The sequence below is a fragment of the Grimontia sedimenti genome (assembly GCF_011045095.1).
Taxonomy (GTDB): Bacteria; Pseudomonadota; Gammaproteobacteria; order Enterobacterales; family Vibrionaceae; genus Enterovibrio; species Enterovibrio sedimenti.
Window position 1 is genome coordinate 24,983 of sequence record NZ_JAALDL010000010.1, and the last position, 25,005, is coordinate 49,987.

The following is a 25,005-nucleotide window of genomic DNA, read 5'->3' on the forward strand; positions in this document are numbered from 1 at the left end:
GCGCCTTCCGAGGCGCCTCTTTTACGTTTCATCACTCATGTAAAACATTTTTTCCACCACATTTCATATTGATGATGAATGTTTTTCCAAAACAGAAATCTATCGATAACGCCCTTGGAACAGGCCAGCAACACCAAAATAAGACCTAGATCTCATATCACTGCAAAACCACCAGCATCCTTCAGTTTCTGTAGCACGGATTGATTCCCGTCAACTTTCCCCACCGCAGCATAAGCAAAATCAATTTGTTCTTTTATTTCAAATTTTTTGGGGAAACATCATGTCCACTCCTGCGCAACAGGCGCGCAAAGTCACCGTCGGCAGCTACATTGCCCTCGCCTTTGCCGTCGTATTCTTTTCGGGTCTGCTTCAGTCCAACCAATGGTATGGCATCTTTGATTTCACCACGCTGAATGGCTCATTCGGTAGTGTGGTTTATGATGTGAGTGAAACTGCTGAAGGCGTGGAAGCAGCGACCACATCGCTACGTGGTAAAGGCGGTAGCGGTGCACGTGATGGTTTCCTGTTCGCGTTGACGCTGATCCCAACCGTGATGTTCGCACTGGGCATGATTAACGTGCTTGAGCACTACGGTGCACTGGATGCAGCACGCAAGCTCTTAACCCCACTTCTCCGCCCACTCATGAATATTCCAGGCAATACTGGTCTGGCACTGATTGCTTCCCTGCAAAGTACTGACGCGGGTGCAGCCATGACCCGTCAGCTCAAAGATGAAGGCCAGCTCACCAAACGCGAAACCGATATCTTCACCATGTTCCAGTTCTCGGCGGGTGCCACCATCGTTAACTTTTTCTCGTCCGGCGCCGTTCTCTTCACCTTAACGCTGGCTGATGGCTCTATGGCCGTCACCTCTTCAATTGGTCTGGCTGTCGGCGTGATGTTCATCTTCAAAATCGTTGGCGCAAACCTGTTCCGCGTTTACCTGAACATCACTGAAGGCAAAGAAGATAAAGCAGAACAAGCGATGACCGAGGAGAAAGCATAATGAGCGTTGCAAAGAAGCCGATGGTAACTGACATTTTCGTTGAAGGCGCAAAGAAAGGCTGGACCATCGCGACCATGTCCACCGTGCCAAACGTTCTGATGGCTTTCGTGATCATCAAAGCGTTGCAAATTACCGGTGCGCTGGATGCCATGGGTACCCTGTTTTCACCCATCATGGCAATTTTCGGTCTGCCGGGTGAGGCCGCCGCGGTGCTGATTGGTGCATGGATGTCGATGGGCGGCGCTGTGGGTGTGGTTATCACCCTCTTTGATCAAGGTATCTTGAACGGCGAACACATCGCGATTCTGGCACCGGCGATCTACCTGATGGGTTCACAGGTTCAGTACCTCGGCCGTATCCTTGGCCCAATCGGTACCGAAGGTCGCTACATTCCAGTGATGATTTTCATCTCTGTGATCAACGCATTCGGCGCAATGTTCGTGATGAACATTCTGGTTTAACGACTTTTCAGGCACTGCATTCGCAGTGCCTTTTTCATTTGGGTCTTTTGCCCCCAGGAAAGCGGGAGATTTTATGAGTTTCGATTTGAATGCGTATCTGGAAGAGCTGCGCCCACTGATCAATCTGGATTGCGGTACTTTAACGGTCGAAGGCATCGAAAAAGTGGCTGACATGATGGCCACAAAATACGAAGAAATGGGTGGCTGGCACATCAAACGTGTTGATTGCGGAAAAGCAGGCTCTGGCCTGGAAATCCGTAACAAGCCAGAAAACGATATGATTGATCTGATGCTGATTGGCCACATGGACACGGTATTTCCAGTTGGCACCGCCGCTGCCCGCCCAATGAGTGTTGATGAACAACGCGCTTACGGCCCTGGCGTGTCTGACATGAAATCCGGTTTGCTCAATGTGGTTTATGCCCTGCGCTCGCTCGATAAAGCCGTTCTCGACAAGATGTCGATTTGCGTGTGCATGAACCCTGATGAAGAAATCGGTTCACTGCACTCTGAAACCTGGCTCAAGTCGGTCGCGAAAGATGCGCGCACCGTGCTGGTTGCAGAAGCTGCCCGCGCTGATGGCTCGTTGGTAAAAGCACGCAAAGGCATGGCGCGCTACAAAATGACCTTCAAAGGCAAAGCGGCACACGCGGGTAACGAACCGCAAAACGGCCGTAGCGCGATTTCAGAAATGGCGCACTGGATTCTGGCTATCAATGCGATGACCAATTTTGAATCTGGTACCACACTGAACGTAGGTGTGGTCAACGGTGGCGCTGGGGCAAACATAGTTCCAGAACACGCAGAAGCGATTGTCGACGTCCGTTTCTGGGATAACGATGAGTACGCCGATGTCGACCAGAAAATCCGAACTCTGACTGAAACACCTTTTATTGAAGGCGTGTCGGTTGAACTTGATCGCCAAGCTTACAAGCCTTCTATGGTGCCAAGCGAAAAAACGGAAAGCCTAATGGCAATGGTTGAGGAAACCGGCCGTGAACTGGGCATGGACATTACCTGGCAAGCGGTCGGCGGCGGTTCAGATGCCAACCTGACCGCAGTGCTCGGTGTTCCTACACTGGATGGTCTGGGCCCAATTGGCGCGGGTTTCCACAGCGACGAAGAATATCTGGTACTGGAGTCTATCGCACCACGTATCGAACTGCTTAAGTGTGTGATCACCAAACTGGCTGGCTGATACGCGTTTTAGAATCAACAAATTCTGGAAAGAAGAAAGGGGCGTTAACGCCCCTTTTCATATGGTATCGATTGTCAGGATTTATAGCCCCTGAGCGAATCGAGATAATCCGGCAGGAACAGCGATATTTGTGGAATGTAGGTGATCAATATCAGGAAGAACAGCAACAGACCTAACCAAGGTAGAGCAGCCTTGATTGCCCAGCCCATGCTTTCTCCAGTGATACCCGCTGTCACGAACAGGTTCAGTCCAACAGGTGGCGTCAGCATTCCGATCTCCATATTCACCACCATAATGATGCCAAGATGGATAGGATCAATGCCTAACTGAGTGGCAATTGGGAACAGGATAGGTGCCATGATCAGCAAGATGGCTGAAGGCTCCATGAAGTTACCCGCAATCAGCAGCAGGATATTTACCACAATCAGGAACCCCCAAGCTGGTAACCCCCACGCCACGATAGTTTCTGCAATCGTGTGCGGAATGCGCTCCGTCGTCAGCACATGGGCAAACAACATGGCATTGGCAATGATAAACAGCAGCATAATGCTGACTTTCGCCGCATCGCGCACCACATGGTTCACTTCCTTGTCGGTGAATGATTTCACCATCACCAAAGGCAATGCAACAAAGTTACGCACCAACATGGAAACGGAGCTTTCACCTTCCTTACGCCAAGGCGTGTTTTTCAGTGGACCAATGTCACGATAGCCCCAAACACTCACCAACCAGGCGTATACCGCAGCCACAGATGCCGCTTCGGTCGGACTCGCGACACCGCCGTATATTGACCCCAGCACGATGATGATCAGCATCAGTCCGCCCAGTGCATGCAGGAAAGAGCGTGAGAGTGCAAACACGCCGGGGAATGGTTGTGCTGGCAACCCTTTGATGCGCGCGACGATATAAATCGCAATCATCAAAATGCCGCCCATCATCAGGCCAGGAATAAAACCTGCCATAAACATGCGAGACGCCGACACCTCAGTCGCCGCCGCATAAACCAGCATCACGATTGAAGGCGGGATCAAAATACCTAGCGTACCCGCGTTGGCAATAACACCTGCCGCGAACGCTTTTGGATAGCCCGCTTTCACCATACCCACGATAACGATCGAACCAATCGCAGCTACCGTAGCAGGAGAACTGCCGGATACCGCCGCAAACAGCATACAAGCCATGACTGATGCCATTGCCAAGCCACCACGGATATGACCGACAGAATCAATCGCAAAGTTAATCAGTCTGCGTGCGACACCACCTGTCGACAGGAACGCAGAAGAAAGGATGAAAAATGGGATGGCCAACAGGGTGTAGTGTTCACTGGTAGCTTCAAACAGCTTGAGCGCAATTGAAGCCAGCGAGTCATTGGAAAACATCAGAATGGTTGCAACGCTCGACAAGCCCAGCGCAATCGCGATAGGCATGCCCATGAACATGCAAAGGAATAGCAACCCAAATAATACTGCGATGGTCATTTGTTTTGCTCCTCCCGGCTTTCCATATCCCTCGTCACCTCTTCAGCGAGGTGCATGCTTTCTTTGGCTTCGTCGACCAAACCAAATCCCGCACGAGTACCTGTCATCACTTCATAGCCAATGGTCAGGACACGTAACGTCAGCAGACCAAAGCCCAACATCAAGCAAGACATGGCTTTCCATTTCTCAATCGGCAAGTCTTCCATTTCAATGCCAATCATTTTCATTTTGCTGAGATAAACCCACGACCCATAAATAAACAGTCCGCAGTAAACCAAGCAAAACGCCAGTGCCACCAGCGTGACCATTTTTTGCTTGTTAGGTGAAAGGTGTTTGATGGCAGCATCCACACCAATATGTGCGCCTTCACGCAATCCCCAGGATGCGCCCATCAGAACCAGCCAAGCAGACAGATAAAGCGTCAGCTCTTGAGCCCAGAGCAAACCCTCGTTGAAAAAGAAGCGAAGAATCACTTCAAAAAACACAAGCAGTGTCATTGTCACCAGAAGCAGGCCAATCGCTCCTTCTTCGAAACGGTGTAACAACTTAACCATTTGGAACTCCCGAATAAAAAAGCCCGGAGCGCTTAAACGACCGGGCTACTGCAATTTACTGGTTTGAAGCAACAGCGGCTTCAATCACCTCTGGACCAATTTCATCCTGGAATTCGGTCCATACAGGCTTCATGACTTCAACCCACTGCTGACGTTCAGCATCTGTCAGGGTAATGATTTCGCTACGGCCTGAATCCAGAATATTCTGGCGGTCTTTCATCGCTTTATCGTTGGCAATGGCATTACCGTGTGCAACCGCTTCGTCCAGTGCTTTTTTCAGTACCGCTCGGTCGCCATCTGGCAAATCATTCCAAAACTCCATGGAGGTCGTCACCATGTAGTCCAGCACGCCGTGATTTGATTCAGTGATGTATGGCTGCACTTCGAAGAATTTCTTGGAGTAGATGTTTGACCAAGTGTTTTCCTGACCATCAATCGCACGGGTTTGAAGCAGAGTAAAGACTTCAGAGAATGGTTTCTTCAGTGGCACGGCTTCTACCGCTTCAAACTGTGCAGCCAAAACATCTGAGCTCATGATGCGGAATTTCTTACCGTCTGCATCCGCAGGCACGCGCAGAGGATCGTTAGCTGACAGTTGCTTCAAACCGTTGTGCAGATAGCCAAGACCAATCAGACCCTTGCTGTTAACAGAAGAAAGCAGCGCTTGACCCGCTGGGCTTTGTTGGAAACGGTCAACCGCTTCCATATCCTTAAACAGGAAAGGCAGATCGTAAACCTGCAGTTTTTTGGTGTATTTTGAGAACTTGGAGAGAGAAGGGGCAATAAACTGAACATCTCCAAGCAAAAGCGCTTCCATTTCTTTACCGTCGCCGAAAAGCTGGGAGTTTGGGTAAACCTCAACCACATATTTGTCGCCGATACGCTCTGCCACCAAGTCGCGGAATTTCAGCGCCATTTGACCTTTAGGCGTATTCTCAGCCACCACATGTGAAAACTTGATGGTATCCGGTGCCGCTTGTACACCCGCACTCATGCCTGCGCAAAGCGCCAACATTGAAAACATCGTTGTTAGCTTTTTCATCGCTTTTCCTCTTCATTCCTTGTGTCGTTATGTCCCAAACACATCATTGGGAACATTTGCCTTTTAAGGTCTAGTTGAGGAAAAAGAAAAGCCGCGGATGGAAAACAATTATTTAACAACTATCCAACAAAAGTGAGAGTTATAGAGAAGCAAATGGGTATGAATCCACCCATGGTTCAAAAAAGTGTGATGATGAAGTAACCCGGAAGAAATGTGAATCCCCACACTCAAGTGCGGGGAGAAGCGGGAGAAACGTTTGTATTGATGTAGAGAGAAGTAGCTACACGATTCAATTTAATAGAGATTGGACATAATAGCGCGCAATCAAGATAGGCTTGCGCCAGCGCATTTTAGGCTCTGCCCAGCGGACAATATGGTTGATCTCCAAACGCTTGGCATCCGGATAACACTGTCGGTGGCACTCGCGGCATGACAAGGTACCACTGTCACGACAACACCGCTGTGCACGTTGTGTTTCGAACGCAATTAAGTCTGAACATTGCGTGCAGAGTTGGCTGCCGCGATGAATGTGTTTGCAATATAGCGTTGTCATGGCGCGAACAAGCCATAGCGGCTGTCGTGTTGGCGCAGACTGTGTGGGTTGAGTTTTCATAGCCGCGCTATTTTCCTCAGCCAGATCTAAAATCCCTTGACCAAGATCAAGCTTTGATGAAGAACCAACCGCTGTTACATTTTCACTTAAACAAATCGCTGATATCCGGTTTCAGCACGTTTGGATAACACACTCACGCTTCGATTTCTGCAGATAACGCCTTCACACATGCGGTGTAAATGTCGTTTTCTCGCAATGGTTTACCAATGTGGCCTTGCATGCCATTGCTGATGCAACGCCAGATATCGTCTTTCAACACATTCGCTGTCATCGCAACAATTGGGGTCTGCTGGTTGAAGTTGTTGGACCCCCGAATTTGGCGTGTGGCTTCAAGCCCATCCATCATTGGCATCTGAATATCCATAAAGATGATGTCATAGCCCTGAATCGTGGCTTTATCGACCGCGGAAATGCCGTCTGTTGCCTTATCCACCGTGAAACCAAACTTCGCCAGCATCTTCTCCGCAATCATCAGGTTGATGGCATTGTCTTCCACCAATAAGCAATGCTTGCCTCTGAATGCACCATTGTTTTGTCTGAGAAGCTCCCTTCCCTTCACATCGCTGCCATCTTTTTCAATTTGAAGGGGAAGGAAGACTTCAAACTCTGCGCCATGTCCTGGCTCGCTTAAAACAGAAATAGAGCCGCCCATCAAATCTATCAACTGTTTGGTGATAGCCAGTCCCAGCCCCGAGCCACCAAACTTTCTGGTCGTCGAGGTATCGGCCTGTTGAAATTCATCAAAGATGACTCTGTGTTTTTCAGCTGGAATACCGACACCGGTGTCTTTAACCCTGATGCATACGCCTGTGTAGCCACCATTCTCTGTCTTCATCGATACACTGAGGCGGACGAGACCGTTTTCGGTAAACTTCAACGCATTGGAAACTAGGTTCAACATCACCTGCTCAATGCGGTGGGCATCACCCACAAACCGTCTTGGGCAAGCTTCCTGATAGCTGAATTCAAACGCTAACTGCGGTTTATTTTTAATGGTTGGCAGCATGAGGTCACGGACATATCGCCCGAGCTTTTCGAGGTCGAACGGTGCTTCTTCCAGTTTCAGGTGATTGGATTCCATCTTGCTGAAATCGAGAATATTGTTGATCAAAGACATCAAGCCACGGGAAGAATGAGCGATCACTGACAAGTATTCCGCCTGCTTGCCAGACATAGGCTCATCCTGCATCAAAGAGGCAGCACCCAATATCCCGTTCATTGGCGTACGGATTTCATGGCTGATATTGGCAAGGAAAAGCTGTTTCGTCCGGGCGGCTTCAATTGCTCGCTCACGGGTTTCCACAAGATTTGAGCTCAGCTGGTTAAACTCTGAGACCAACATACGAGCTCATCTTTTTCTGGATAATCAATCGGAGCAAATGGTGTATCACCTTTTTGCTGAACCAGCGCATTCCTGACTCTCGCCATCGGGCGAACAATCTGTAGGTGAATCGTGACATAGGTAATACACACCAACAGAATAGACACCAACGCCATCGCGAAGAAAAGATCGTTTTTCAGTTGAGTGGCTTCCACCAGCAGCAACCGTTCCGGTAATGCCCCAACCAAGGTCCAGTTGGTTTCAGGCAAGGTTCGGCCAAATACTAACGTTGTTTCATCTAGAATTGGGTCTGTCTCAAGACGGTGGATGAACAAGCGCTCAGTGCTGCTGAACAGAGAAAGATCTGGCATCAAATCTGAAGCGACAGAGACTGCGTAGCCCAAATCAACTTCCGGTGATGAGGCAACAATCGCTTTGGCCAAATCCATAACATTGGGATTACTTTGGCGAAGTAAACGCTCACCTTGTGTTGCCTGACTAATCACCAAAGCCAGTTCCGCAAAATCGGGTTCATGGCTGGCAATCTCTTTCACACTAGGCAAAGGTGTCAACGACGGGTCATGCGAATATTTTGCATCCGGGAATGACATCATGGCACCGCCACGGTCAAACATGAGCATATACCCCCCGAGCTTCTCACCACTTCGGGTCAGAAACGCTTGAAGCCGCTCCAATCTGACATCAATCGTCACGACACCAACGAACAAATTTTCGCTAAAAATCGGTACCGTACAGGTCACCATGGGCTCATTGGTGTAGGGATCGATATACGCTCTCGACCAATACGCCTTCTCTTTGGCGTATCTTGCCGGCGCGTACCATTCCGAGAGTTGGTACGGCGTCGCGTCCACTTCGTTGTAGTCGTTGATTCGGCGGAAAGAACCGTCATCTTCGATCACGATAAACACTGACGATTTCACCTTATCCGGATCATAGAGATAAGGTTCAGGCCAAAAGCCGCCACTGGCGACCATATCGCGGATATGAGGGTTTCTGAACATATTGGCGAGCTTCTGCTCAATGACAGTATCTGAATCTTGCAGCGAGAGCGTATTTGCCAGAGAGAGGGCGACAGTGCCGACGCTGTTTGAAAGTTGCCCCAGACTTTGCGCGACGGTTTCAACCTGCGCCTCTACACGCTGGTTAGCACTGTCGCGCACCATGCTGTTACCTGTGGTATCGAGCACATATACGATGGTAATGACCACGACGGTCAGCATCATGCCCAAAATGCCCAGGGCTTTGAAGCTCATAGTTTTGTACCAGGGTACGTCCTTTGTAAACACGCTGCTTCCTCAAGATGCCGTGGTTCGGTGAGCGTTTTCCATCTCTTTAAGAACCGATTGAATGGTGACACTCAGGAGCTTTTCAAAATGCTTCACTTCGTTCTCATCAATCCACTCGCCCTTGCGCAGACGGGAATCAGCATGAGTACAGAATGCCTGCAGCGCTAAAGCACCAATATTGCCTGACACCCCTTTCACGTTATGAACAAGAGTGCGGGCTCGGGCCAGTTCTTTGGCTTCAAAGTGCTTGCGTAAGGTTTTTCCGTCGTTTTGGTGCTCGGCAACAAACATGGTGAGTACGGCTTCAATGGCGTCTTCGTCTTCATCCAGTTGTTCTTTCAACACTGCAGGTTCGAAAAGTGGCTCATCCGGCTCAACAAAGGTGAATACGCCAGCGCCGTCAGATGGCTTCTTCTCGGCCTTCATTTTTTTAGATTTAGATGGATTCTCCGCTCCATTCGCGATGCTGCTCTCTTCTTTTCGCGCACTGAGCAAAATGAGTCCGACGAGAAAACCAAACCCGACGAACATCGCCGTCATCGTTTTGTCCAGAAGCAAGAGCGTGCGGGTCGTCCAGTAACTTTGCAGCTGGGTAATGGAGCGCACAAACTTGTGATTGATCACCGCATCCACACTCTCAAGCTGACGGTTCAGTCGTTCAAGACCCGTGTACAGCGTGAACAGTTCGCTACGCGTCATCCCCTCTGGCATTTTCGAAAACTCTGACTCCAACTGTCTGATGTATCCATTGAAACGGGCGATTCGATTGCGCTCCGGTGAATCATTCAGGCCGTGGAGTTCAAACAATAAGTAGCTGCTGATCCTTTGGAGCAGGCGCTTTAACTCTGGCGTTCTTGCATCGTCGTGAAGTTGTTTGAGTTGTTTGGTGACAGAAGAAATCGAGTAAATCGAGGCGAGCAGGTTATCGACATCTTCAACAAACGCATCAGCTTCAAGCAAGGTGTTTTGAATATCTTCCCAGCTGTCTTCAATGGTGTGGGATTTAGTGCGAAGCAACAGATAACGAAAGTGCTGAACCTCTTTTTCCAACTGAACCAACTCATCGCTTTGGTTGATCATTGAGGCAGAAACGGTTTGTCTCAGTTGCTGGGCCGCATTATTAAGCTTAACCACATGTCCTGCGTGGTCCCGGGTGTGGTTCATGTCTGAATAAGAGAGCAAGGCATAGGCCAAAGACACTCCGAAACCAATCCAAAGTAGCATCGACAGCCATTTATGACCAGCGAAAAGGTTGCCTGAGAATAGAGACGATTTAGTTTGCAGAAGCCTTTCGGGCAGTGATGTCACAATCAATCCTTTGTCTTGCAATGCGTTTCCCAACAGCAGGAACGAAAGTCATGTCATTTTAAGTATTTACTGCAGTTTCTTATAAGTTAGGCAATTTGTCTTGGTTTGCAAACAAAGACTTGCAAACTTGCAGTGCCAAAAACGCCATGGCGCAAATTCCATTGCACCATGACGCTCATCTGGCTTACTCGTCGACATTCAGTCGGCGGGTTAACTGGTCACGCAGATTCGGTGGCGTTCCTTTAATCGTCAGCGTGTCGGTTTCTTGATCGTAGAAAACACGCTCGCCTAAAAGCATGCTGTCAAAGTTGATCGACAAGCCGCCGCCGCCGCCCACAAACTTGGTCAGTTTGCGCATCGACGCACGGTCTGCTGGAAAACTCTCTTCCAGTTCATAGCCTTGTTCAGAGGCAAACTGGTAGAAATCCACACCTTGATCGTTTTGTGGCAGTTCACCCGCCAACTCTTTTACCACCACTTCATCGCCAGATTGCAGCTGGCCGTTACAGTAGTCATAAACCTGCTTACGATATTGCTGCTTCTCTTCTTTGTCGAGGCGCGAATCTGCACAGTAATCCTCGACAGCCTGCATCAATACCAGGTTTTGCTGTTTAGAGTCCATGCCCACTTCTGCCTGCATAAAATCCAGGAAGAAGTCTGCGACTTTGCGCCCTACGCGACCTTTAACATAAGTCAGATAGCGATTGGATTCTGCGTCGCTCTCCCAAGTAGAAAGATCAATACGTGCAGCGATATCCATCTTGGCAACATCCAGATAATCAGTACTGCTGATTTCCAGGTCATCAGTGACTTTCATGCTCGACTTGGATTCTAACAATCCAATGAAGAGATATTCAGTTGCCAGAGAACGGTACTCCGCTATGACCAAGACACCTTCATCAGCAAAAGGATACTTCGACAATTCGGTCTTGAGGCGCTCGGCAGATTGGGAAGAAAACGCCAAAAAGTCCATTTCTTGCTTGCGACTGGCCTTCAACCACCCACAAAACTCACTTTCTTCAGCAAATTGACCGAAGCCTTTTCCAGCTTTCGCGTTATACACACGATGGATTTCGCTGATAAGATTTTCCGTGGAAGGTGAATGAGTTAACAGTTGATCTCTCAGTTGAACAACCAGCGTGTCTTCACTCTCTTTTTTAATTTGATGAAGAATAACGTTTGAAAGCGTGAGGCTCATAATTGAAAACATTTTTCGTCGGACTAGAGTGTGGGGTATTATACGCGGCTTCTCCTGACACAAGACAAGAGTTTCTATGCCTGTTACTTCTAAATATCAAGATAAAAACGTTGAACAGATCCTGAACGATGTGGTCAATGTTCTTGAAAAGCACAAAGTATCTACTGATCTGTCGCTGATGGTTGTTGGTAATATTGCTACCAACATCATTAACAACAACTTGCCAGCGGCTCAGCGTCAACTGATCGCTGAAAAATTTGCTCAAGCTCTGCTGTCTTCTATCGATACAGAGTAATAAGCCGCGTCAAAAATGACGCGCAGTAGAATAAAGAGAAGAATTAACCATATATGGTAGACAGCGGAAACACCTACAGGGATAAAGTCTCCCAGCTCGTGAGCTGGGGGCACTGGTTCAGCTTTTTCAACATTATCGCAGCCATGTTGCTGGGCACTCGCTATATCGCTCAGTCTGGCTGGCCAGAGACTTTGCTAGGCCAAACCTATCAATTGCTGACATGGATCGGTCACTTCGGTTTTCTGGTTTTCGCCCTTTACATACTGGTTATCTTCCCAGCTAGCTTCATTATCCCTTCCCAGCGGTTGATGAGGCTATTTGCTGTTTTGGTTGCCACTGCAGGCATGACCGTCCTGCTGTTGGACATCTACGCCTACGAGACAATGCACCTTCACCTGAATCCTTTGGTGTGGGAGTTATTGCTCAGTGGCGAAAAAACGGACATGAACGCCCACTGGCAATACCTGTTTGTGGTCGTGCCCGCTATCTTCCTGCTGGAACTCATTATTTCGGAATGGGTTTGGCGAAAACTCCGTAAACTTTCCCGTAAGCGCGTCGGTGTACCTATCGCCAGCGTGTTCGCGATCTGCTTTATCGGCAGCCACCTCATCCACATCTGGGCAGATGCTTTCATTTACAGCCCGGTGACTGCGCAACGCTCCAATTTCCCGGTTTCCTATCCGATGACGGCGAAAACCTTCATGGAGAAATACGGGCTGCTTGACCGTCAGGAATACCAACGCCGCAAAGATGCCATTGGCGATCAGGAAAGCGAAGTGATTCGTTATCCTTTAGAAAAACTTTCATTTTCCGCCAACGCACAAAGCTTTAGCCCTAACCTGCTTGTGGTGATGGTGGAAAGCTTGCGAGCAGACATGCTTGACCCGGTTGTGATGCCAAACCTGAATCAGTTTGCTAACAGCAATCTGAAATATACCCATCACTACAGTTCCAGTAATGATGCGATGGCAGGAATTTTTGGCCTGTTTTACGGCTTGCCTGGCAGCTATGCACAAAGCGCGCGAACGGAAGGTTTAAGTCCATTGCTGATTGATACGCTGGATAAGCGCAACTACCGTTTCGGTCTTTTCAGCGCCGATAACTTCGACAACCCGATCTATTATCAGAGCATTTTCGGTAAGCACCTTGAGCAAGCGTCAAATGTCAAAGCCTCGGAAACCTGGGTGGCTGACCATATTGCCGCAGACAATCTCGACGAGTGGATCAAAGGCGGCGATGTAAAACAACCTTGGTTCGCTTATCTGGAACTCAAGAGTGTCACTGATTACGAACAAGGTGGTGACTATGAGCGTCCATTCCAGCCATCACTCGACAATGATATGGCAAGCGTGGGCGAGCAAACCTCGCTGGTGCTGAAAAACAGCTATAACAATGCCGCTTATTACGTGGATACCTTGTTGGGTGAAATGCTCGACACGCTGGAAGCGAACGGCCAGCTCGATAACACCGTGGTGATCATTACGTCTAACCACGGCACAGAATTTAACGAAACCGGATCCAACAGCTGGGGTGCAAACACCAACTACAGTAAGTATCAGCTGCAGGTTCCTTTGGTCATGCACTGGCCAAATCAGGCACCCCGCCAAGTTGATGTTTACAGCTCGCATTTGGATATCGTTCCAACATTGATGGAGTCCATGCTGGCGGTTGACAGCCCTTCGACCAACTACACCAGTGGTATGAACCTGTTCGAGCTTTCCGATAAGCCAAGAAAATGGGTCATCGCTGGTGACAGTCGTGACATCGTCGTGGTTCAGCCTGACAAAACCACGGTGGTGGACAAGTTCGGAAACTATCGCGTGTACGACAGCAACTACAAGCTGCAACCGGAAGGCAAACCTCAGCTTTCTGTACTGATGCAGGTGATGCACGAGTTGAAGCGCTTCTATCATCCCGAAGAAAACTAGCTAGAGCAGCCAGCGACAAGCTGGCTTCTTTTTAGCCAAACGATTGAAATTCGCGGATTTAATAAAGAAAGGCGATTGACAGCTAAATACTGTGTTCGTACCATGAATCCATAGTGTCGGTCTGTAGCGCAGCTTGGTAGCGCACTGTCATGGGGTGTCAGGGGTCGGAGGTTCAAATCCTCTCAGACCGACCATCTATATGAGCCCGCAGCTTTTTAGCTGCGGGCTTTTTCGTAGCCATGTTCTTGGTTAGTATTCTTTTCCCTATTGAAATTATCTGGATAGCGAAATGGACGTCTCTATCGAGTTTGGCGCTTTGCTGGTTTTGCTTGGCTTTGTTGCAGGCATTATCAATACACTGGCTGGCGGTGGCTCAAACCTCACCATACCTGCGTTAATCGTGCTGGGCATGCCAGCGGAAGTGGCCAATGCCACTAACCGCGTCGGCGTTTTTATGCAAAGTGTTTCTGGCGTTGCAGGGTTTCGTCATCATAAGCGTCTGGATAGCCATGACCTGCTGCCTATTCTTATCCCAACCCTGATTGGTGGCGCAGTGGGTGCTGGAGCAGCGGCCTGGCTGCCCTCTTCAATCATCAAACCACTCCTTCTCGGCACCATGCTCTTAATGGCATTTATCATGCTGGTAAAACCTCAGGCAGTTATGCCCGATGAAGGAGAGCTTGCACGTAAAGTGAAGGACACTCCAACAGCCTGGGTTGGACTTGCCATTGCAGGTTTCTACGGTGGATTTGTTCAAGCTGGTGTCGGGTTTGTGCTGATAGCTGCGCTGTGTGGGACGCTTCGTTATGATCTCGTGCGCGGTAACGCCTTAAAGCTCGTCTGTACGTTAGCGTTTACTTCCGTGTCGCTCGCTATCTTCATCTGGCAGGATTTAATTCTCTGGTTACCCGGCTTGCTGCTGGCGTTGGGATCCATGTTTGGTGCTTGGTTGGCCGTGAAGTTTGCCATTAAAGCAGACCCTAAACTCCTAAAGTGGTTCCTGTTTTTGATGACACTTGCTGGCGTTATTTTTGCGTACTCGAGCTAACAACAAACCATGAATTTTTACCGTCATATCAAACAAATAACCATACAGCGAACAAACATATTACGGGCATCACAGACCCTTAAACTCCCTTGTGAAGTCTGTCGAAGATGAGGGAAATTTAGACATTGCTAATGGCGATTACTGTCATACTGGCCATCTAAAGATTAGAACTAAAATCACATTTTTCGTCAGTAGCCAGTCATAAGGGAGTCATGGGCATGATTGCTTTGGATTACGCATTCTGCCTGAAAGCAGGCGAAGCGATTTGTCCGCAAGAAAATCTGGATGCATTCTGTGCAGCCCTAGGCCAGACTTTATCACTCCTTGCTGACGATGTCCGCTGCCAAGTTCTTCTCAAAGACACTGAAAGCGCAAACTGGAGCCAGATCGCAGATATTCGCGCCGATCACCATCAAGTCTCTTCACCTGCCATGGCTTTAAACGAAGAGGATCAATCCCTTCTCTTCAACCTATTAGACACTGACGCGCCTTTGCAGCATCAGGGGCAGTATCACTGGGTACTCCCACTCAATATTCGTGGCATACAATCGGCTGGTTTGCTGCTTTCAACCAAAAAAGAAATTCATGTTGATGCCAAAGCTAAAACGCTATTGGCATTGATGCTTTCAGGTGTACTCGACAGTCACCTGCAACACCAGTTCCTAGCTTTTGAAAAAGCCAATCATAAAAAAACCGAAAAGAAACTGGTGCAAGAAGTCTGCTCACAAAAGGGACTTTTAGAACAACTCCATATCCTACATAAAATCTCGTTACGACTCTGGCACGCCCATTCTCTGGATAACATGCTTCATACTGCGGTTTATGAGTGTATTCATGCTCTCGATTTTGACCGCATGGCGATTTTCCTTCTCAATAGCCATACCGGTTTGTTGCGCGGGACCTATGGAACAGATATCAACGGAACCGTGACCAATGAGCAATGGTATTGCACGGCGATTCATGAGCACTACCACGCCAAAACCACACTTGATAAGAAGCGCCATATCACCATCAATGAAGGCTGTGAGCTCTATCATGACAACAAAGTCGTTGGGACGGGTTGGAATGCCACCATTTCGCTATGGGATGGTGACGATCCAATTGGTTGGATTGCCTGTGACAACCTAATCTCTGGAACGCCACTGAAAAGTTACCACAGCGAGCTTCTGAAGCTCCTTGGGGTCACTATGTCACAGCACCTTATCCAACGTCGTGCACAAGATGATCTGAAAGCCCTCAATCTGTCACTGGAACACCGCGTGGCAGAGCGCACAGCGCAGCTAGAAGAAGCCAATAAGCGCTTGAATCAGATCTCTCGAGAAGACAGTCTGACACAGGTACCAAATCGCCGGATGCTGGATGAGCGACTGGAAGAGGAATGGCGTCGCGCCCTTCGCTACCAAACCCCATTGACCATTTTGATTGTCGATATCGACCACTTTAAGCAATACAACGACAAATACGGCCATGCCTTGGGCGATCAGTGTTTGACCAGAGTGGCTGAAGCGCTCAGTCAGGTCGAGAGACGCGCAGGTGCGCTGTTGGCACGATTCGGTGGAGAAGAGTTCGTATTCCTGTTACCGGGCAGTAACCGAGAGAATGCAATCTCTGTCGCTAATCGCGCACTGGAAGCCGTGCGCAAACTAGAGATACCGCACGGTGATTCACCCGTCGCGCCGATAGTCACCATCAGCGCGGGCGGCAAAACCACCATTCCAGAAAAGCCCAACAATCAGCAACAGCTGTTCATTGACGCCGATGTCGCGCTCTATGAGGCAAAGAATGCAGGGAAAAATCAGGCCTTTGTTTTATAACGGCGCTTCTTAGCAGGTGCCCTACTTTTCCCACCTCTTCCTTTCTTGAACCGGTTAGGCTGTGCTGGCAGCGAGCGAAGGCTATCCGGCACAGGTCCTTGTCTGACGGTTTGCATCAACACATTTAACTCAGACTCTAGTGCAGTCATAAAAGGTTGATAAGCCCCTTTCTTTTCTGCCATGTCATGAAGTTGGCGTTCCCATTGCGCCGTCATATCGGGATAGGCTGCTTTCTCAGGCAGTGCATCAATCAAGCCTTTTCCAGAAGCAGTCGAACGGATCTGCTTTCCTTCTCGGGACAGAAGACTCCGCTTGAACAGCAAATCTAGAATCCCAGCCCGGGTTGCTTCTGTTCCCAACCCGTCTGTATCTCGCAGGATTTTCTTAAGCGATGGGTCTTTTACAAATCGGGCAATACCTGTCATCGCCTGCAGCAACGTCGCTTCTGTGAAATAACGCGGAGGCTCCGTCATGCAATCTTTAATATTGCCGCGCGCACAGGTCAATACAGTGCCTTTATCCAGCGGTGGTACTAGGCTTTCGATATCCTCATTTTGCGCTGATTTATCTCGGGACAGCAGTGCTCGCCACCCCGGAGACATTAGCTTTTTCCCTTTTGCGATGAAAAGTCCTCCCGCAATCTCAAAGTCCAGTTTGGCTTCGGCGTACTCTGCGGCAGGATAGAACTGCATCAGATACTGTCGGGCGATGAGCTCATAAACATCACGCTCGCGCCCACTCAATGCGCTACTGCTTTTCGACGTAGGAATAATCGCGTGGTGAGCTTCCACTTTGCTGTCATTCCAAGCCTTCGATTTAAGGGAAAGATTGGCCTTGCTGACCGCAGTAGATAACGCATCAGTCGTTTTCGCAATCGCGGTGGAGACGCTTTGTGCTTCTTTGAAATGGCCTTTAGGGAGATAGCGGCAATCTGAGCGCGGATAGGTGATCACCTTATGCTTCTCGTACAAGGCCTGACAACAGGCCAGTACATCGGCGGCGCTCATATTAAAACGCTTGGCCGCATCAATCTGCAATGCAGACAGGCTATAAGGTAGCGGCGGCGATTGCTTGGTGGTCTTGCGCTCTGATTTAGTCACCGTTGCAGGCTGGCCTTCAATACGACGCGCGACGTTTTCGACCAGATTCCTCGCCAATACCCGCCCTTCTTCATCCTGCCATGGCTGGCAGGCTTCACTCGGCTGCCAACGCGCAAAAATATCGCTACCTTGGTAAGGAATAACTGCGTCCAATTGAAAGAAAGGCTTGGGGATAAAGGCTTCAATTTCGCGGTCACGACGAACTACCAGCCCCAACACCGGTGTTTGCACGCGACCGACGGAGAGCACCCCCTGATACCCCGCCTGCTTTCCAAGCAAAGTATAAGCCCGGGACATGTTCATGCCGTAGAGCCAATCCGCTCTTGAGCGCGCCAGTGCTGACACTGAAAGCGGCACAAAGTCCATGTTGCTGCGCAGGGCTGACAATGCCTTTTTCACCGCCGAGGTGTTCAGGTCATTGATCAACAGACGCTGGATTCGTTTTTTCTTGGCTTCAGAAAGCTTGGCGTGGCTGAACACTTCATCCACCAGCAACTGACCTTCGCGATCCGGGTCACCTGCATGCACGATATCATCAAACTGCTTGAGCAGTTTTTTCACCACGCCTAATTGTTTGGCGGCAGATTTACGCGGTTTTAAAATCCATTGCTGCGGAAGAATAGGAAGATCGTCGAGTCGCCAGGTTTTATATTTTTCGTCATAAGCCTCAGGCTCTGCCTGTTCGAGCAAATGGCCGATACACCATGTCACTGTGTCGCCATTTCCGGCAACAACATAGCCTTCATGATTTTTGTGGGGCTTGGGAAGTGCTGCGACAATCGCGCGGCCTAGGCTGGGTTTTTCGGCGATAAAGAGTCTGGTCATATCGTTAGAAGTCTCGGACGATGAAGCCACAATTTATCGAAATTCAGGGAAGTTAACAACAATTAACTGGATATACATCCAGTTAATTGTCAAATGGAGCGAAGTCAGGTTTTACAGGTACGTTACGTACTTTGCAGTATCACGCTTTGGCACACCAGCCGGTGTGCAATCCGGTGTGCCTACGTAGAGGAACCCTACGATCTCGTCGTCACCTGACACGTTAAACGCTTCACGAACAACAGGATGATAGGCCCATTTCCCGGTACGCCAGAAGCCCTGAAAACCTTGCGCAACTGCTGCCATCTGCATTGCTTGTGCCGCGCAGCCTGCAGAGATGTGCTGCTCAATCACAGGTACTTTGTCATGTTGCTTGGTGCGAGCAATCACAGTGATGACCATAGGTGCGCGATAAGGTGACTTGGTTGCTTTCTCAACCACCGCGTCTTCTTCGTTGCCGGCTTCTGCCGCGCTTTTCAAAATGGCAGAAAGCTTATCCAGTCCTTCCCCTGTCGCGACGACAAACTCCCAAGGCGTCAACGCGCCATGATCCGGTGCCCTGAGGCCGGCTGCCAGCATGTTGTCCAATGCTTCACCAGTCGGAGCCGGAGCCAGTAAACGAGGAATTGAGCGGCGCTGGGTAAGAAGAGTTATCGCGTCCATATATCGTCCCGAAAAGAATTAAAAATCACTTTTCCAAAATAACACAAAACCCGAGAGGCGACTCCACTCGGGTTTTGTGGTTTTTCAAACTACTGGCTTAAAGTGATATGGCTAACTTCACCCCTTGGCGAATCGCGCGTTTAGCATCCAACTCGCCGGCATGCTCAGCACCGCCAATCACATGGGCTTTGATGCCTTGCGCTTCGAGTGTAGATACCAAACCATTCACTGATTCCTGACCGGCACAAACGATCACATGATCTGCTGGCAGAATGTGGTGCTGACCTTCAAGGGTGATATGCAAACCTGCGTCATCGATCTTCTCGTATGCCACACCACCAAGGAGCTCTACACCTCGTTTTTCAAGTGTTTTCTTATGGATCCAGCCCGTTGTTTTACCCGGTCCTTTGCCTACACGACCTGCTTTACGTTGCAGTAACCATACCTGACGCTGTGCGACATAGTGAGGCTGAGGGTGTAAGCCGCCTTCATACGAGATAGTTTTGTCGATACCCCAGTCTTTTAGCCAGTCATCCAGCGTGTGATTTTCTGGCTCAGTAATCATGGTAGCGACATCAATGCCGATACCACCGGCACCAATAATGGCCACTCGCCCGCCAAGTTCAGGTTGCTCACGGATGAACGTCTGGTAATCAATGGCTTTTGGATGGTCGATACCCGAAATGGATGGAATGCGAGGTTTAACACCCGTTGCCACTACCACTTCATCAAAATCTTTCAGGGTATCCGCATCAACTTCCGTATTCAGACGGACTTCAATGCCGGATTGCTCCACCTTACGGGTGAAGTAACGGATAGATTCTTTGAATTCTTCCTTACCGGGAATTTGCATGGCGAGATTGAATTGGCCGCCAAGGGTATCGCGCTTCTCAAACAACACCACATCAAAGCCACGCTCTGCAGCTGTCGTCGCGAAAGACATGCCTGCCATACCGCCACCGATAACCGCAACACGGCGTTTGTTGGAAGCAGGGGTGACGACCAATTCTGTTTCGTAACACGCCTGCGGGTTCACCAAACAGCTGGCGCGTTTCCCTTTGAACACATGGTCAAGGCAGGCCTGATTACAGGCAATACAGGTGTTGATGTCGTCTGAGCGATCTTGCTCGGCCTTCGCCACAAATTCCGCATCTGCCAGAAATGGACGTGCCATAGAAACCATATCAGCTTGTCCCGACGACAGGATATCCTCGGCGATTTCCGGCGTATTGATGCGGTTACAGGTGACCAAAGGCACATTGACCTCACCTTTTAGACGCTCGGTAACCCACGCGAATGCTGCGCGTGGAACCTGAGTGGCGATGGTCGGAATACGGGCTTCATGCCAGCCAATACCAGTATTAATGATGGTTACACCGGCTTGTTCCAGTGCTTTCGCAAGCTCGACCACTTCATCATGCGTGCTGCCCTGCTCCACCAGATCCAGCATCGACAACCGGAAAATGATGATGAAATCTTGACCCGCACGTTCACGCACTGATTTAACAATTTCCACCGCCAGACGAACACGGTTCTCATAGCTACCACCCCAGCGGTCATAACGGGTATTGGAGCGCGCACAGATAAACTGGTTAATCAGATAACCTTCTGAACCCATGATTTCGACGCCATCGTATCCCGCTTCACGCGCAAGTTCCGCACTCTTCCCAAAATCTTTGATGGTATTCAGGATTTGGCGTTCACTCATTGCTGAGGGTGCGAACTTGGAAATAGGCGAACGCATATCAGAAGCGCTCACCGCAAAAGGGTGCATGGCGTAACGGCCTGCGTGCAAAAGCTGTAGCGCAATTTTACCGCCATTTTCATGCACTGCATCTGTGATTGTACGGTGCGCACGGGCCGCCCGACCGCTGCTGAATTGCGCACTTAAGGGGTGAAGTCGACCACGGAAGTTCGGAGAAAAGCCGCCTGTCACGATCAGGCCGACACCACCCTTTGCCCTTTCGGCGTAGAAAGCAGCGAGCTTCTTAAACCCGTCATTCGATTCTTCCAGTCCAGTATGCATAGACCCCATCAGTACGCGGTTTTTCAACTGCGTAAAGCCAAGATCCAACGGCGCGAGTAGGTGTGGGTAAGGCGAATTCATGATGCGCTTCCATGGTTGTTATTAGTTCTGGTCAGACCAAGATAAGCCACTCAAACAAAAGTTTCAAACGTTTGTTTACATTTTTACAACATTAATCACCTCTATTCTAATCGGACAGGATTCGTTACGATTACCAGTAATAAAAGAAGCTGGATAACCAAATGAAAACGCTTTTTAAATTTATCGGCACCGTACTGAAGTGGTTTTGGAAAGCCCTCAGTTTTACCCGTCAGTTGATCCTGAATATTCTGTTCATTGCCATGTTGGTGGGGATCTATTTTCTGTTTACGATGGAGCATGCCGCACCGGCTAAACCGGTTGAGCAACCAGAGCGAGCACTTCTGGTCGATATTTCAGGGCCAATCGTTGAAAAGCAACGCCGCGTCGATCCTTATGATTTCGCGACACGCAATCTTTTCGGTCAGCAAATGCAGTTTGAAAACGTGCTTTACGATATCGTCGAACAAATCCGTGCTGGCGCAAAAGACGACAAAATCAACGGCATGGTACTCAGCCTGTCCGACATGTCGGAAACCAGCCTGACCAAGCTTCGCTACATCGCTAAAGCAATTAATGAATTCAAAGCCACTGGCAAACCTGTTGTTGCTATTGGTGGGCACTACAACCAGAGCCAATATTACCTCGCCAGCTATGCCGACGAGATTTTCATGGCACCGGATGGCGCAGTGCTGTTGCGCGGCTACGGCACCTATAACCTTTACTTCAAAGATCTGTTGGAAAATCTCGATATCACCACGCACGTTTTCCGCGTCGGGACTTACAAATCATTTGTTGAACCTTACACCCGAACGGGCATGTCTGAAGAAGCGCGCGAAGCAAACTCTGTTTGGCTGAATCAGCTTTGGGGCGCTTTTGTCGATGACATTGCCACCAACCGTAATATCGAGGTTTCAGCACTCTCACCAGAAGCAGATACCCTGATTGCTAACCTCAAGGCAGCAAACGGTGATTTCGCGAAATTAGCCTACAACATGGGCTTGGTCGATGAACTGATGACCCGCCAACAAATCCGTACCCGTCTGGCGGAAGTATTTGGCAGCGATGGGGAAGACAGCTTCAACTACGTGAGCTTCTATGATTACGCACCGCTGAACTTTGAATTGCCTAAGGCAGACCAAATCGCCGTTGTTGTCGCAAGCGGTGCCATTGTGGATGGTTTTGAATCTGAAGGCACTATCGGTGGTGATACCACAGCTGCACTTCTTCGTGATGCACGCCTGAACGATGCAATTAAAGCAGTGGTTTTGCGTGTAGACAGCCCAGGAGGCAGCGCCTTTGCCTCTGAAGTCATCCGCAACGAAGTGGATGCGCTGAAACAAGCGGGCAAGCCCGTCGTCGTATCCATGTCTAGCGTGGCTGCATCCGGTGGTTACTGGATTTCCTCAAGTGCTGACCGCATTCTGGCGCAGCCAACTACCATCACAGGCTCTATCGGTATCTTCGGTATTCTGACCACCTTCGAAGATGTACTAGCGAAATACGGTGTTTATAACGACGGTATCGGCACCACACCATTTGCGGGTGTTGGGGTCACACGAGCATTGCCAGAAGAAATCAGCAACATCATGCAGCTTGGGATTGAAAATGGTTACCAGCGCTTTATTGGCCTGGTCGCCAGCCAACGTAACCTATCACTCCAAGATGTCGATCAAGTGGCACAAGGCCGTGTATGGACGGGTTACGATGCGATGAAACGTGGCTTGGTTGACCAAATGGGCGACTTTGACGATGCCATTACCGTTGCAGCAGAACTGGCTCAGGTAACCGATTATTCATTGAACTGGATGGAAGAGCCGCTCACCCCAGCACAGCAATTCATCTATGAATTCATGAACCAAGCGATGGTAACGCTGGGATTGAACGAAACCGTAAAACTGCCTGATGCAGTTCAACAGTTTGCTAACCACGCCGTTACTGAAATAAACAACCTGAATAACTTCAATGATCCAAACGGACAATACGCGCTCTGTCCGAATTGTAGTTATTACGAAAACTGAGACCTCTCAACAACCCCTGGCGAAATCCGGGGGTTTTTTTCGTGCATCCACTCCGTATAATGCGCGCACTACCTCGGCTACATTTAAGTTGTGAAGATGGAAAGAAAACACATTTATATCGCCTACACTGGCGGCACAATCGGCATGCTGAAATCAGAGCAGGGCTACATTCCTGTGTCTGGCTTTATGCAACAACAACTCCAACAAATGCCGGAATTCCATCGCCCTGAGATGCCTGAATTCACTATTCACGAATACAGTCCACTGATCGACTCCGCCGACATGACCCCTGCAGAGTGGCAACGCATTGCTGACGATATTCGTGACAACTACGATAAGTACGATGGCTTCGTGATTCTCCATGGTACAGACACCATGGCATACACCGCTTCTGCGCTCTCCTTCATGCTGGAGAACCTGGATAAACCCGTTATCGTGACAGGATCACAAATCCCGTTGGCAGAACTGCGCTCTGACGGTCAGGCGAATCTGCTAAACGCACTGCATATCGCTGCGAATTACCCTATCAATGAAGTGACCTTGTTCTTCAACAACCAACTTCTGCGCGGTAACCGAAGCACCAAATCCCATGCGGATGGCTTCAACGCCTTTACGTCGCCAAACCTGCCGCCTCTGTTGGAAGCGGGTATTAACATCCAGCTCCACGGTGCAGAAATCGATAAGAAGCCGGAAGGTGCTTTCAAAGTTCACACGATTACCGAACAGCCTGTTGCCATTATCATGATGTATCCGGGGATTTCGCCGGAAGTGATACGCAATGCGCTGAAACAACCAGTGAATGCGATGATCCTGCTGACCTTTGGTGTGGGCAACGCACCTCAGAATCAAGAGCTGCTAGGCCTGCTTCGCGAAGCGACTGATCGTGGCGTTGTGGTGTTGAATCTGACCCAATGTCTGGCAGGTAAAGTCAATATGGGCGGTTACGCTACAGGTTGTGCGCTGGCAGAAGCAGGCGTTCTTAGCGGTTATGACATGACACCGGAAGCAGCACTGGCGAAACTGCACTTTCTTCTGAGTCAGGACTTGCCAATGGATGCCATTCGCACCCAACTTCAACAAGACCTTCGCGGCGAATTGTCGCTCTGATATTCAATTATCAGAAAGTAAAAAGGCCAGCATGATTGCTGGCCTTTTCAACAATATGTTTTCAATCGCCGATTATTCATCATTGATTTTGGTCTGAACAATCGTTTCCTGATTCGGCGCAAACTCTCGTTTTAACTGCGCTTTCGACTTCATTGTAATGTCACCACCTGCCGCAACCGTCATATGTTGCGGCTCCGTGTTGTGGCGAGACTGATAGAGCATGACAACCTGAATAGCATTGTCGCGTTGCTCTGGTGTCAGTGTCGTGCCTTCAGGCCATTTACCGGTTTCTACCGCATACAACAAGCGTTCATAAGCGTCTGGGGTGATAGTGGACAGCAACTGCTCGATATCCATGATACTTCCTTTCTTCCTAGGCTACCCAAAGGGGCCACAACACAATCAGAGAGTGTAAAACGGCGGTTTTCGACCCAAGATGCCCATGTATCTAACAAACTGAGACACCTTGACTAAAAAGGCAAACAAGCCAAGAAATCAGTCATTTCCCATACTGATTTTCAGTTTTTTGTAGCACTTTAGTGCGAATTCCTATTTTACTACGCCCGCAATAGTACTGATTTTAATCTGAATACGCACCTCGCAGCTTGAGAGATCGT

At 49.3% G+C, this 25,005-nt stretch carries 21 protein-coding genes and 1 tRNA gene; 10 read left to right on the forward strand and 12 right to left on the reverse strand.

Features of this window, described 5'->3' with window-relative positions; all coding sequences use genetic code 11:
* The first annotated feature begins 280 nt into the window (after nucleotides 1–280).
* The 3 genes from G5S52_RS13670 (at nucleotide 281) to G5S52_RS13680 (ending at nucleotide 2,665) form a co-directional block, all read left to right on the forward strand.
* Nucleotides 281–1,006: a nucleoside recognition domain-containing protein gene (locus tag G5S52_RS13670; protein WP_046302829.1), complete on the forward strand. Its 726-nt coding sequence runs from the start codon at nucleotides 281–283 to the stop codon at nucleotides 1,004–1,006.
* Nucleotides 1,006–1,467 carry a YjiG family protein gene (locus tag G5S52_RS13675; RefSeq protein WP_002541098.1) on the forward strand — a complete coding sequence of 154 codons (462 nt, stop codon included), beginning with the start codon at nucleotides 1,006–1,008 and terminating at the stop codon, nucleotides 1,465–1,467. The genes G5S52_RS13670 and G5S52_RS13675 overlap by 1 nt, the downstream gene beginning before the upstream one ends.
* 73 nt (nucleotides 1,468–1,540) lie before the next feature.
* Nucleotides 1,541–2,665, forward strand: a complete 1,125-nt coding sequence (locus G5S52_RS13680) for a M20 family metallopeptidase (RefSeq protein ID WP_165014714.1) — start codon at nucleotides 1,541–1,543, stop codon at nucleotides 2,663–2,665.
* A gap of 74 nt (nucleotides 2,666–2,739) precedes the next feature.
* Here the strand turns inward: G5S52_RS13680 and G5S52_RS13685 are convergent, their stop codons facing one another.
* From G5S52_RS13685 to yejK, 8 genes are all read right to left on the reverse strand, one after another.
* On the reverse strand, nucleotides 2,740–4,143 hold the full coding sequence (locus G5S52_RS13685) for a TRAP transporter large permease (RefSeq protein WP_165014717.1): 1,404 nt from the start codon (nucleotides 4,141–4,143) through the stop codon (nucleotides 2,740–2,742).
* A complete protein-coding gene (locus G5S52_RS13690) occupies nucleotides 4,140–4,697 on the reverse strand; it encodes a TRAP transporter small permease (protein WP_165014720.1) in 558 nt (185 codons plus the stop codon). The genes G5S52_RS13685 and G5S52_RS13690 overlap by 4 nt, the downstream gene beginning before the upstream one ends.
* Before the next feature lie 55 nt (nucleotides 4,698–4,752).
* On the reverse strand, nucleotides 4,753–5,739 hold the full coding sequence (locus G5S52_RS13695) for a TRAP transporter substrate-binding protein (protein WP_165014723.1): 987 nt from the start codon (nucleotides 5,737–5,739) through the stop codon (nucleotides 4,753–4,755).
* A gap of 289 nt (nucleotides 5,740–6,028) precedes the next feature.
* Nucleotides 6,029–6,352 carry a nitrous oxide-stimulated promoter family protein gene (locus G5S52_RS13700; protein WP_165014727.1) on the reverse strand — a complete coding sequence of 108 codons (324 nt, stop codon included), beginning with the start codon at nucleotides 6,350–6,352 and terminating at the stop codon, nucleotides 6,029–6,031.
* Between the two features lie 133 nt (nucleotides 6,353–6,485).
* Entirely contained in the window at nucleotides 6,486–7,694 is a 1,209-nt protein-coding gene (locus tag G5S52_RS23965) for an ATP-binding protein (RefSeq protein WP_235956245.1), read from the reverse strand.
* The gene (locus tag G5S52_RS23970; protein WP_235956247.1) at nucleotides 7,667–8,947 is read right to left on the reverse strand and encodes a cache domain-containing protein; all 1,281 of its coding nucleotides are present in this window, start codon (nucleotides 8,945–8,947) and stop codon (nucleotides 7,667–7,669) included. The genes G5S52_RS23965 and G5S52_RS23970 overlap by 28 nt, the downstream gene beginning before the upstream one ends.
* Nucleotides 8,948–8,989: 42 nt before the next feature.
* Nucleotides 8,990–10,288, reverse strand: coding sequence for an Hpt domain-containing protein (locus tag G5S52_RS13710; RefSeq protein ID WP_368737474.1), 1,299 nt, complete (start codon nucleotides 10,286–10,288; stop codon nucleotides 8,990–8,992).
* 184 nt (nucleotides 10,289–10,472) lie between these two features.
* Nucleotides 10,473–11,486 (reverse strand): nucleoid-associated protein YejK, encoded by a 1,014-nt coding sequence (yejK, locus tag G5S52_RS13715; protein ID WP_165014730.1) that lies wholly within the window; start codon nucleotides 11,484–11,486, stop codon nucleotides 10,473–10,475.
* 76 nt (nucleotides 11,487–11,562) lie between these two features.
* Between yejK and G5S52_RS13720 the strand changes: the two genes are divergently transcribed.
* From G5S52_RS13720 to G5S52_RS13740, 5 genes are all read left to right on the forward strand, one after another.
* Complete coding sequence (locus G5S52_RS13720; protein ID WP_002541087.1) at nucleotides 11,563–11,781, forward strand: YejL family protein; 219 nt, start codon at nucleotides 11,563–11,565, stop codon at nucleotides 11,779–11,781.
* 53 nt (nucleotides 11,782–11,834) lie between these two features.
* Nucleotides 11,835–13,709, forward strand: a complete 1,875-nt coding sequence (locus tag G5S52_RS13725) for a DUF3413 domain-containing protein (protein ID WP_165014733.1) — start codon at nucleotides 11,835–11,837, stop codon at nucleotides 13,707–13,709.
* A 117-nt stretch (nucleotides 13,710–13,826) separates the two neighbouring features.
* Nucleotides 13,827–13,903, forward strand: a tRNA-Pro gene (locus tag G5S52_RS13730).
* A 95-nt stretch (nucleotides 13,904–13,998) separates the two neighbouring features.
* Nucleotides 13,999–14,757, forward strand: coding sequence for a sulfite exporter TauE/SafE family protein (locus G5S52_RS13735; RefSeq protein WP_165014736.1), 759 nt, complete (start codon nucleotides 13,999–14,001; stop codon nucleotides 14,755–14,757).
* Between the two features lie 218 nt (nucleotides 14,758–14,975).
* Nucleotides 14,976–16,571: a GGDEF domain-containing protein gene (locus tag G5S52_RS13740; RefSeq protein ID WP_165014739.1), complete on the forward strand. Its 1,596-nt coding sequence runs from the start codon at nucleotides 14,976–14,978 to the stop codon at nucleotides 16,569–16,571.
* Here G5S52_RS13740 and G5S52_RS13745 read toward each other — a convergent pair.
* From G5S52_RS13745 to G5S52_RS13755, 3 genes are all read right to left on the reverse strand, one after another.
* Nucleotides 16,553–18,496 carry a DNA topoisomerase III gene (locus G5S52_RS13745; RefSeq protein ID WP_165014743.1) on the reverse strand — a complete coding sequence of 648 codons (1,944 nt, stop codon included), beginning with the start codon at nucleotides 18,494–18,496 and terminating at the stop codon, nucleotides 16,553–16,555. The two genes, G5S52_RS13740 and G5S52_RS13745, sit on opposite strands and share 19 nt — an antisense overlap.
* Nucleotides 18,497–18,607: 111 nt before the next feature.
* Nucleotides 18,608–19,156 carry an NAD(P)H nitroreductase gene (locus tag G5S52_RS13750; RefSeq protein WP_165014746.1) on the reverse strand — a complete coding sequence of 183 codons (549 nt, stop codon included), beginning with the start codon at nucleotides 19,154–19,156 and terminating at the stop codon, nucleotides 18,608–18,610.
* A gap of 97 nt (nucleotides 19,157–19,253) precedes the next feature.
* Complete coding sequence (locus G5S52_RS13755; RefSeq protein WP_165014749.1) at nucleotides 19,254–21,263, reverse strand: NADPH-dependent 2,4-dienoyl-CoA reductase; 2,010 nt, start codon at nucleotides 21,261–21,263, stop codon at nucleotides 19,254–19,256.
* Between the two features lie 161 nt (nucleotides 21,264–21,424).
* On the opposite strand from G5S52_RS13755, the gene sppA reads away from it, so the two are divergent.
* Both sppA and ansA read left to right on the forward strand, forming a co-directional pair.
* Nucleotides 21,425–23,281, forward strand: a complete 1,857-nt coding sequence (gene sppA, locus G5S52_RS13760) for a signal peptide peptidase SppA (RefSeq protein WP_165014752.1) — start codon at nucleotides 21,425–21,427, stop codon at nucleotides 23,279–23,281.
* Nucleotides 23,282–23,377: 96 nt separating this feature from the next.
* On the forward strand, nucleotides 23,378–24,388 hold the full coding sequence (gene ansA, locus G5S52_RS13765) for an asparaginase (RefSeq protein WP_002541077.1): 1,011 nt from the start codon (nucleotides 23,378–23,380) through the stop codon (nucleotides 24,386–24,388).
* Between the two features lie 72 nt (nucleotides 24,389–24,460).
* Here ansA and G5S52_RS13770 read toward each other — a convergent pair whose 3' ends face one another.
* Entirely contained in the window at nucleotides 24,461–24,745 is a 285-nt protein-coding gene (locus G5S52_RS13770; RefSeq protein ID WP_165014754.1) for a YeaC family protein, read from the reverse strand.
* Nucleotides 24,746–25,005 lie beyond the last annotated feature (260 nt).

What these genes read in the sequence shown, in the direction of transcription:
- G5S52_RS13670 (WP_046302829.1), top strand. Translation starts at nt 281, where the DNA reads ATGTCCACTCCTGCGCAACAGGCGCGCAAAGTCACCGTCGGCAGCTAC.
- G5S52_RS13675 (WP_002541098.1), top strand. Translation starts at nt 1,006, where the DNA reads ATGAGCGTTGCAAAGAAGCCGATGGTAACTGACATTTTCGTTGAAGGC.
- G5S52_RS13680 (WP_165014714.1), top strand. Translation starts at nt 1,541, where the DNA reads ATGAGTTTCGATTTGAATGCGTATCTGGAAGAGCTGCGCCCACTGATC.
- G5S52_RS13685 (WP_165014717.1), bottom strand. Translation starts at nt 4,143, where the DNA reads ATGACCATCGCAGTATTATTTGGGTTGCTATTCCTTTGCATGTTCATG.
- G5S52_RS13690 (WP_165014720.1), bottom strand. Translation starts at nt 4,697, where the DNA reads ATGGTTAAGTTGTTACACCGTTTCGAAGAAGGAGCGATTGGCCTGCTT.
- G5S52_RS13695 (WP_165014723.1), bottom strand. Translation starts at nt 5,739, where the DNA reads ATGAAAAAGCTAACAACGATGTTTTCAATGTTGGCGCTTTGCGCAGGC.
- G5S52_RS13700 (WP_165014727.1), bottom strand. Translation starts at nt 6,352, where the DNA reads ATGAAAACTCAACCCACACAGTCTGCGCCAACACGACAGCCGCTATGG.
- G5S52_RS23965 (WP_235956245.1), bottom strand. Translation starts at nt 7,694, where the DNA reads ATGTTGGTCTCAGAGTTTAACCAGCTGAGCTCAAATCTTGTGGAAACC.
- G5S52_RS23970 (WP_235956247.1), bottom strand. Translation starts at nt 8,947, where the DNA reads ATGAGCTTCAAAGCCCTGGGCATTTTGGGCATGATGCTGACCGTCGTG.
- yejK (WP_165014730.1), bottom strand. Translation starts at nt 11,486, where the DNA reads ATGAGCCTCACGCTTTCAAACGTTATTCTTCATCAAATTAAAAAAGAG.
- G5S52_RS13720 (WP_002541087.1), top strand. Translation starts at nt 11,563, where the DNA reads ATGCCTGTTACTTCTAAATATCAAGATAAAAACGTTGAACAGATCCTG.
- G5S52_RS13725 (WP_165014733.1), top strand. Translation starts at nt 11,835, where the DNA reads ATGGTAGACAGCGGAAACACCTACAGGGATAAAGTCTCCCAGCTCGTG.
- G5S52_RS13735 (WP_165014736.1), top strand. Translation starts at nt 13,999, where the DNA reads ATGGACGTCTCTATCGAGTTTGGCGCTTTGCTGGTTTTGCTTGGCTTT.
- G5S52_RS13740 (WP_165014739.1), top strand. Translation starts at nt 14,976, where the DNA reads ATGATTGCTTTGGATTACGCATTCTGCCTGAAAGCAGGCGAAGCGATT.
- G5S52_RS13745 (WP_165014743.1), bottom strand. Translation starts at nt 18,496, where the DNA reads ATGACCAGACTCTTTATCGCCGAAAAACCCAGCCTAGGCCGCGCGATT.
- G5S52_RS13750 (WP_165014746.1), bottom strand. Translation starts at nt 19,156, where the DNA reads ATGGACGCGATAACTCTTCTTACCCAGCGCCGCTCAATTCCTCGTTTA.
- G5S52_RS13755 (WP_165014749.1), bottom strand. Translation starts at nt 21,263, where the DNA reads ATGAATTCGCCTTACCCACACCTACTCGCGCCGTTGGATCTTGGCTTT.
- sppA (WP_165014752.1), top strand. Translation starts at nt 21,425, where the DNA reads ATGAAAACGCTTTTTAAATTTATCGGCACCGTACTGAAGTGGTTTTGG.
- ansA (WP_002541077.1), top strand. Translation starts at nt 23,378, where the DNA reads ATGGAAAGAAAACACATTTATATCGCCTACACTGGCGGCACAATCGGC.
- G5S52_RS13770 (WP_165014754.1), bottom strand. Translation starts at nt 24,745, where the DNA reads ATGGATATCGAGCAGTTGCTGTCCACTATCACCCCAGACGCTTATGAA.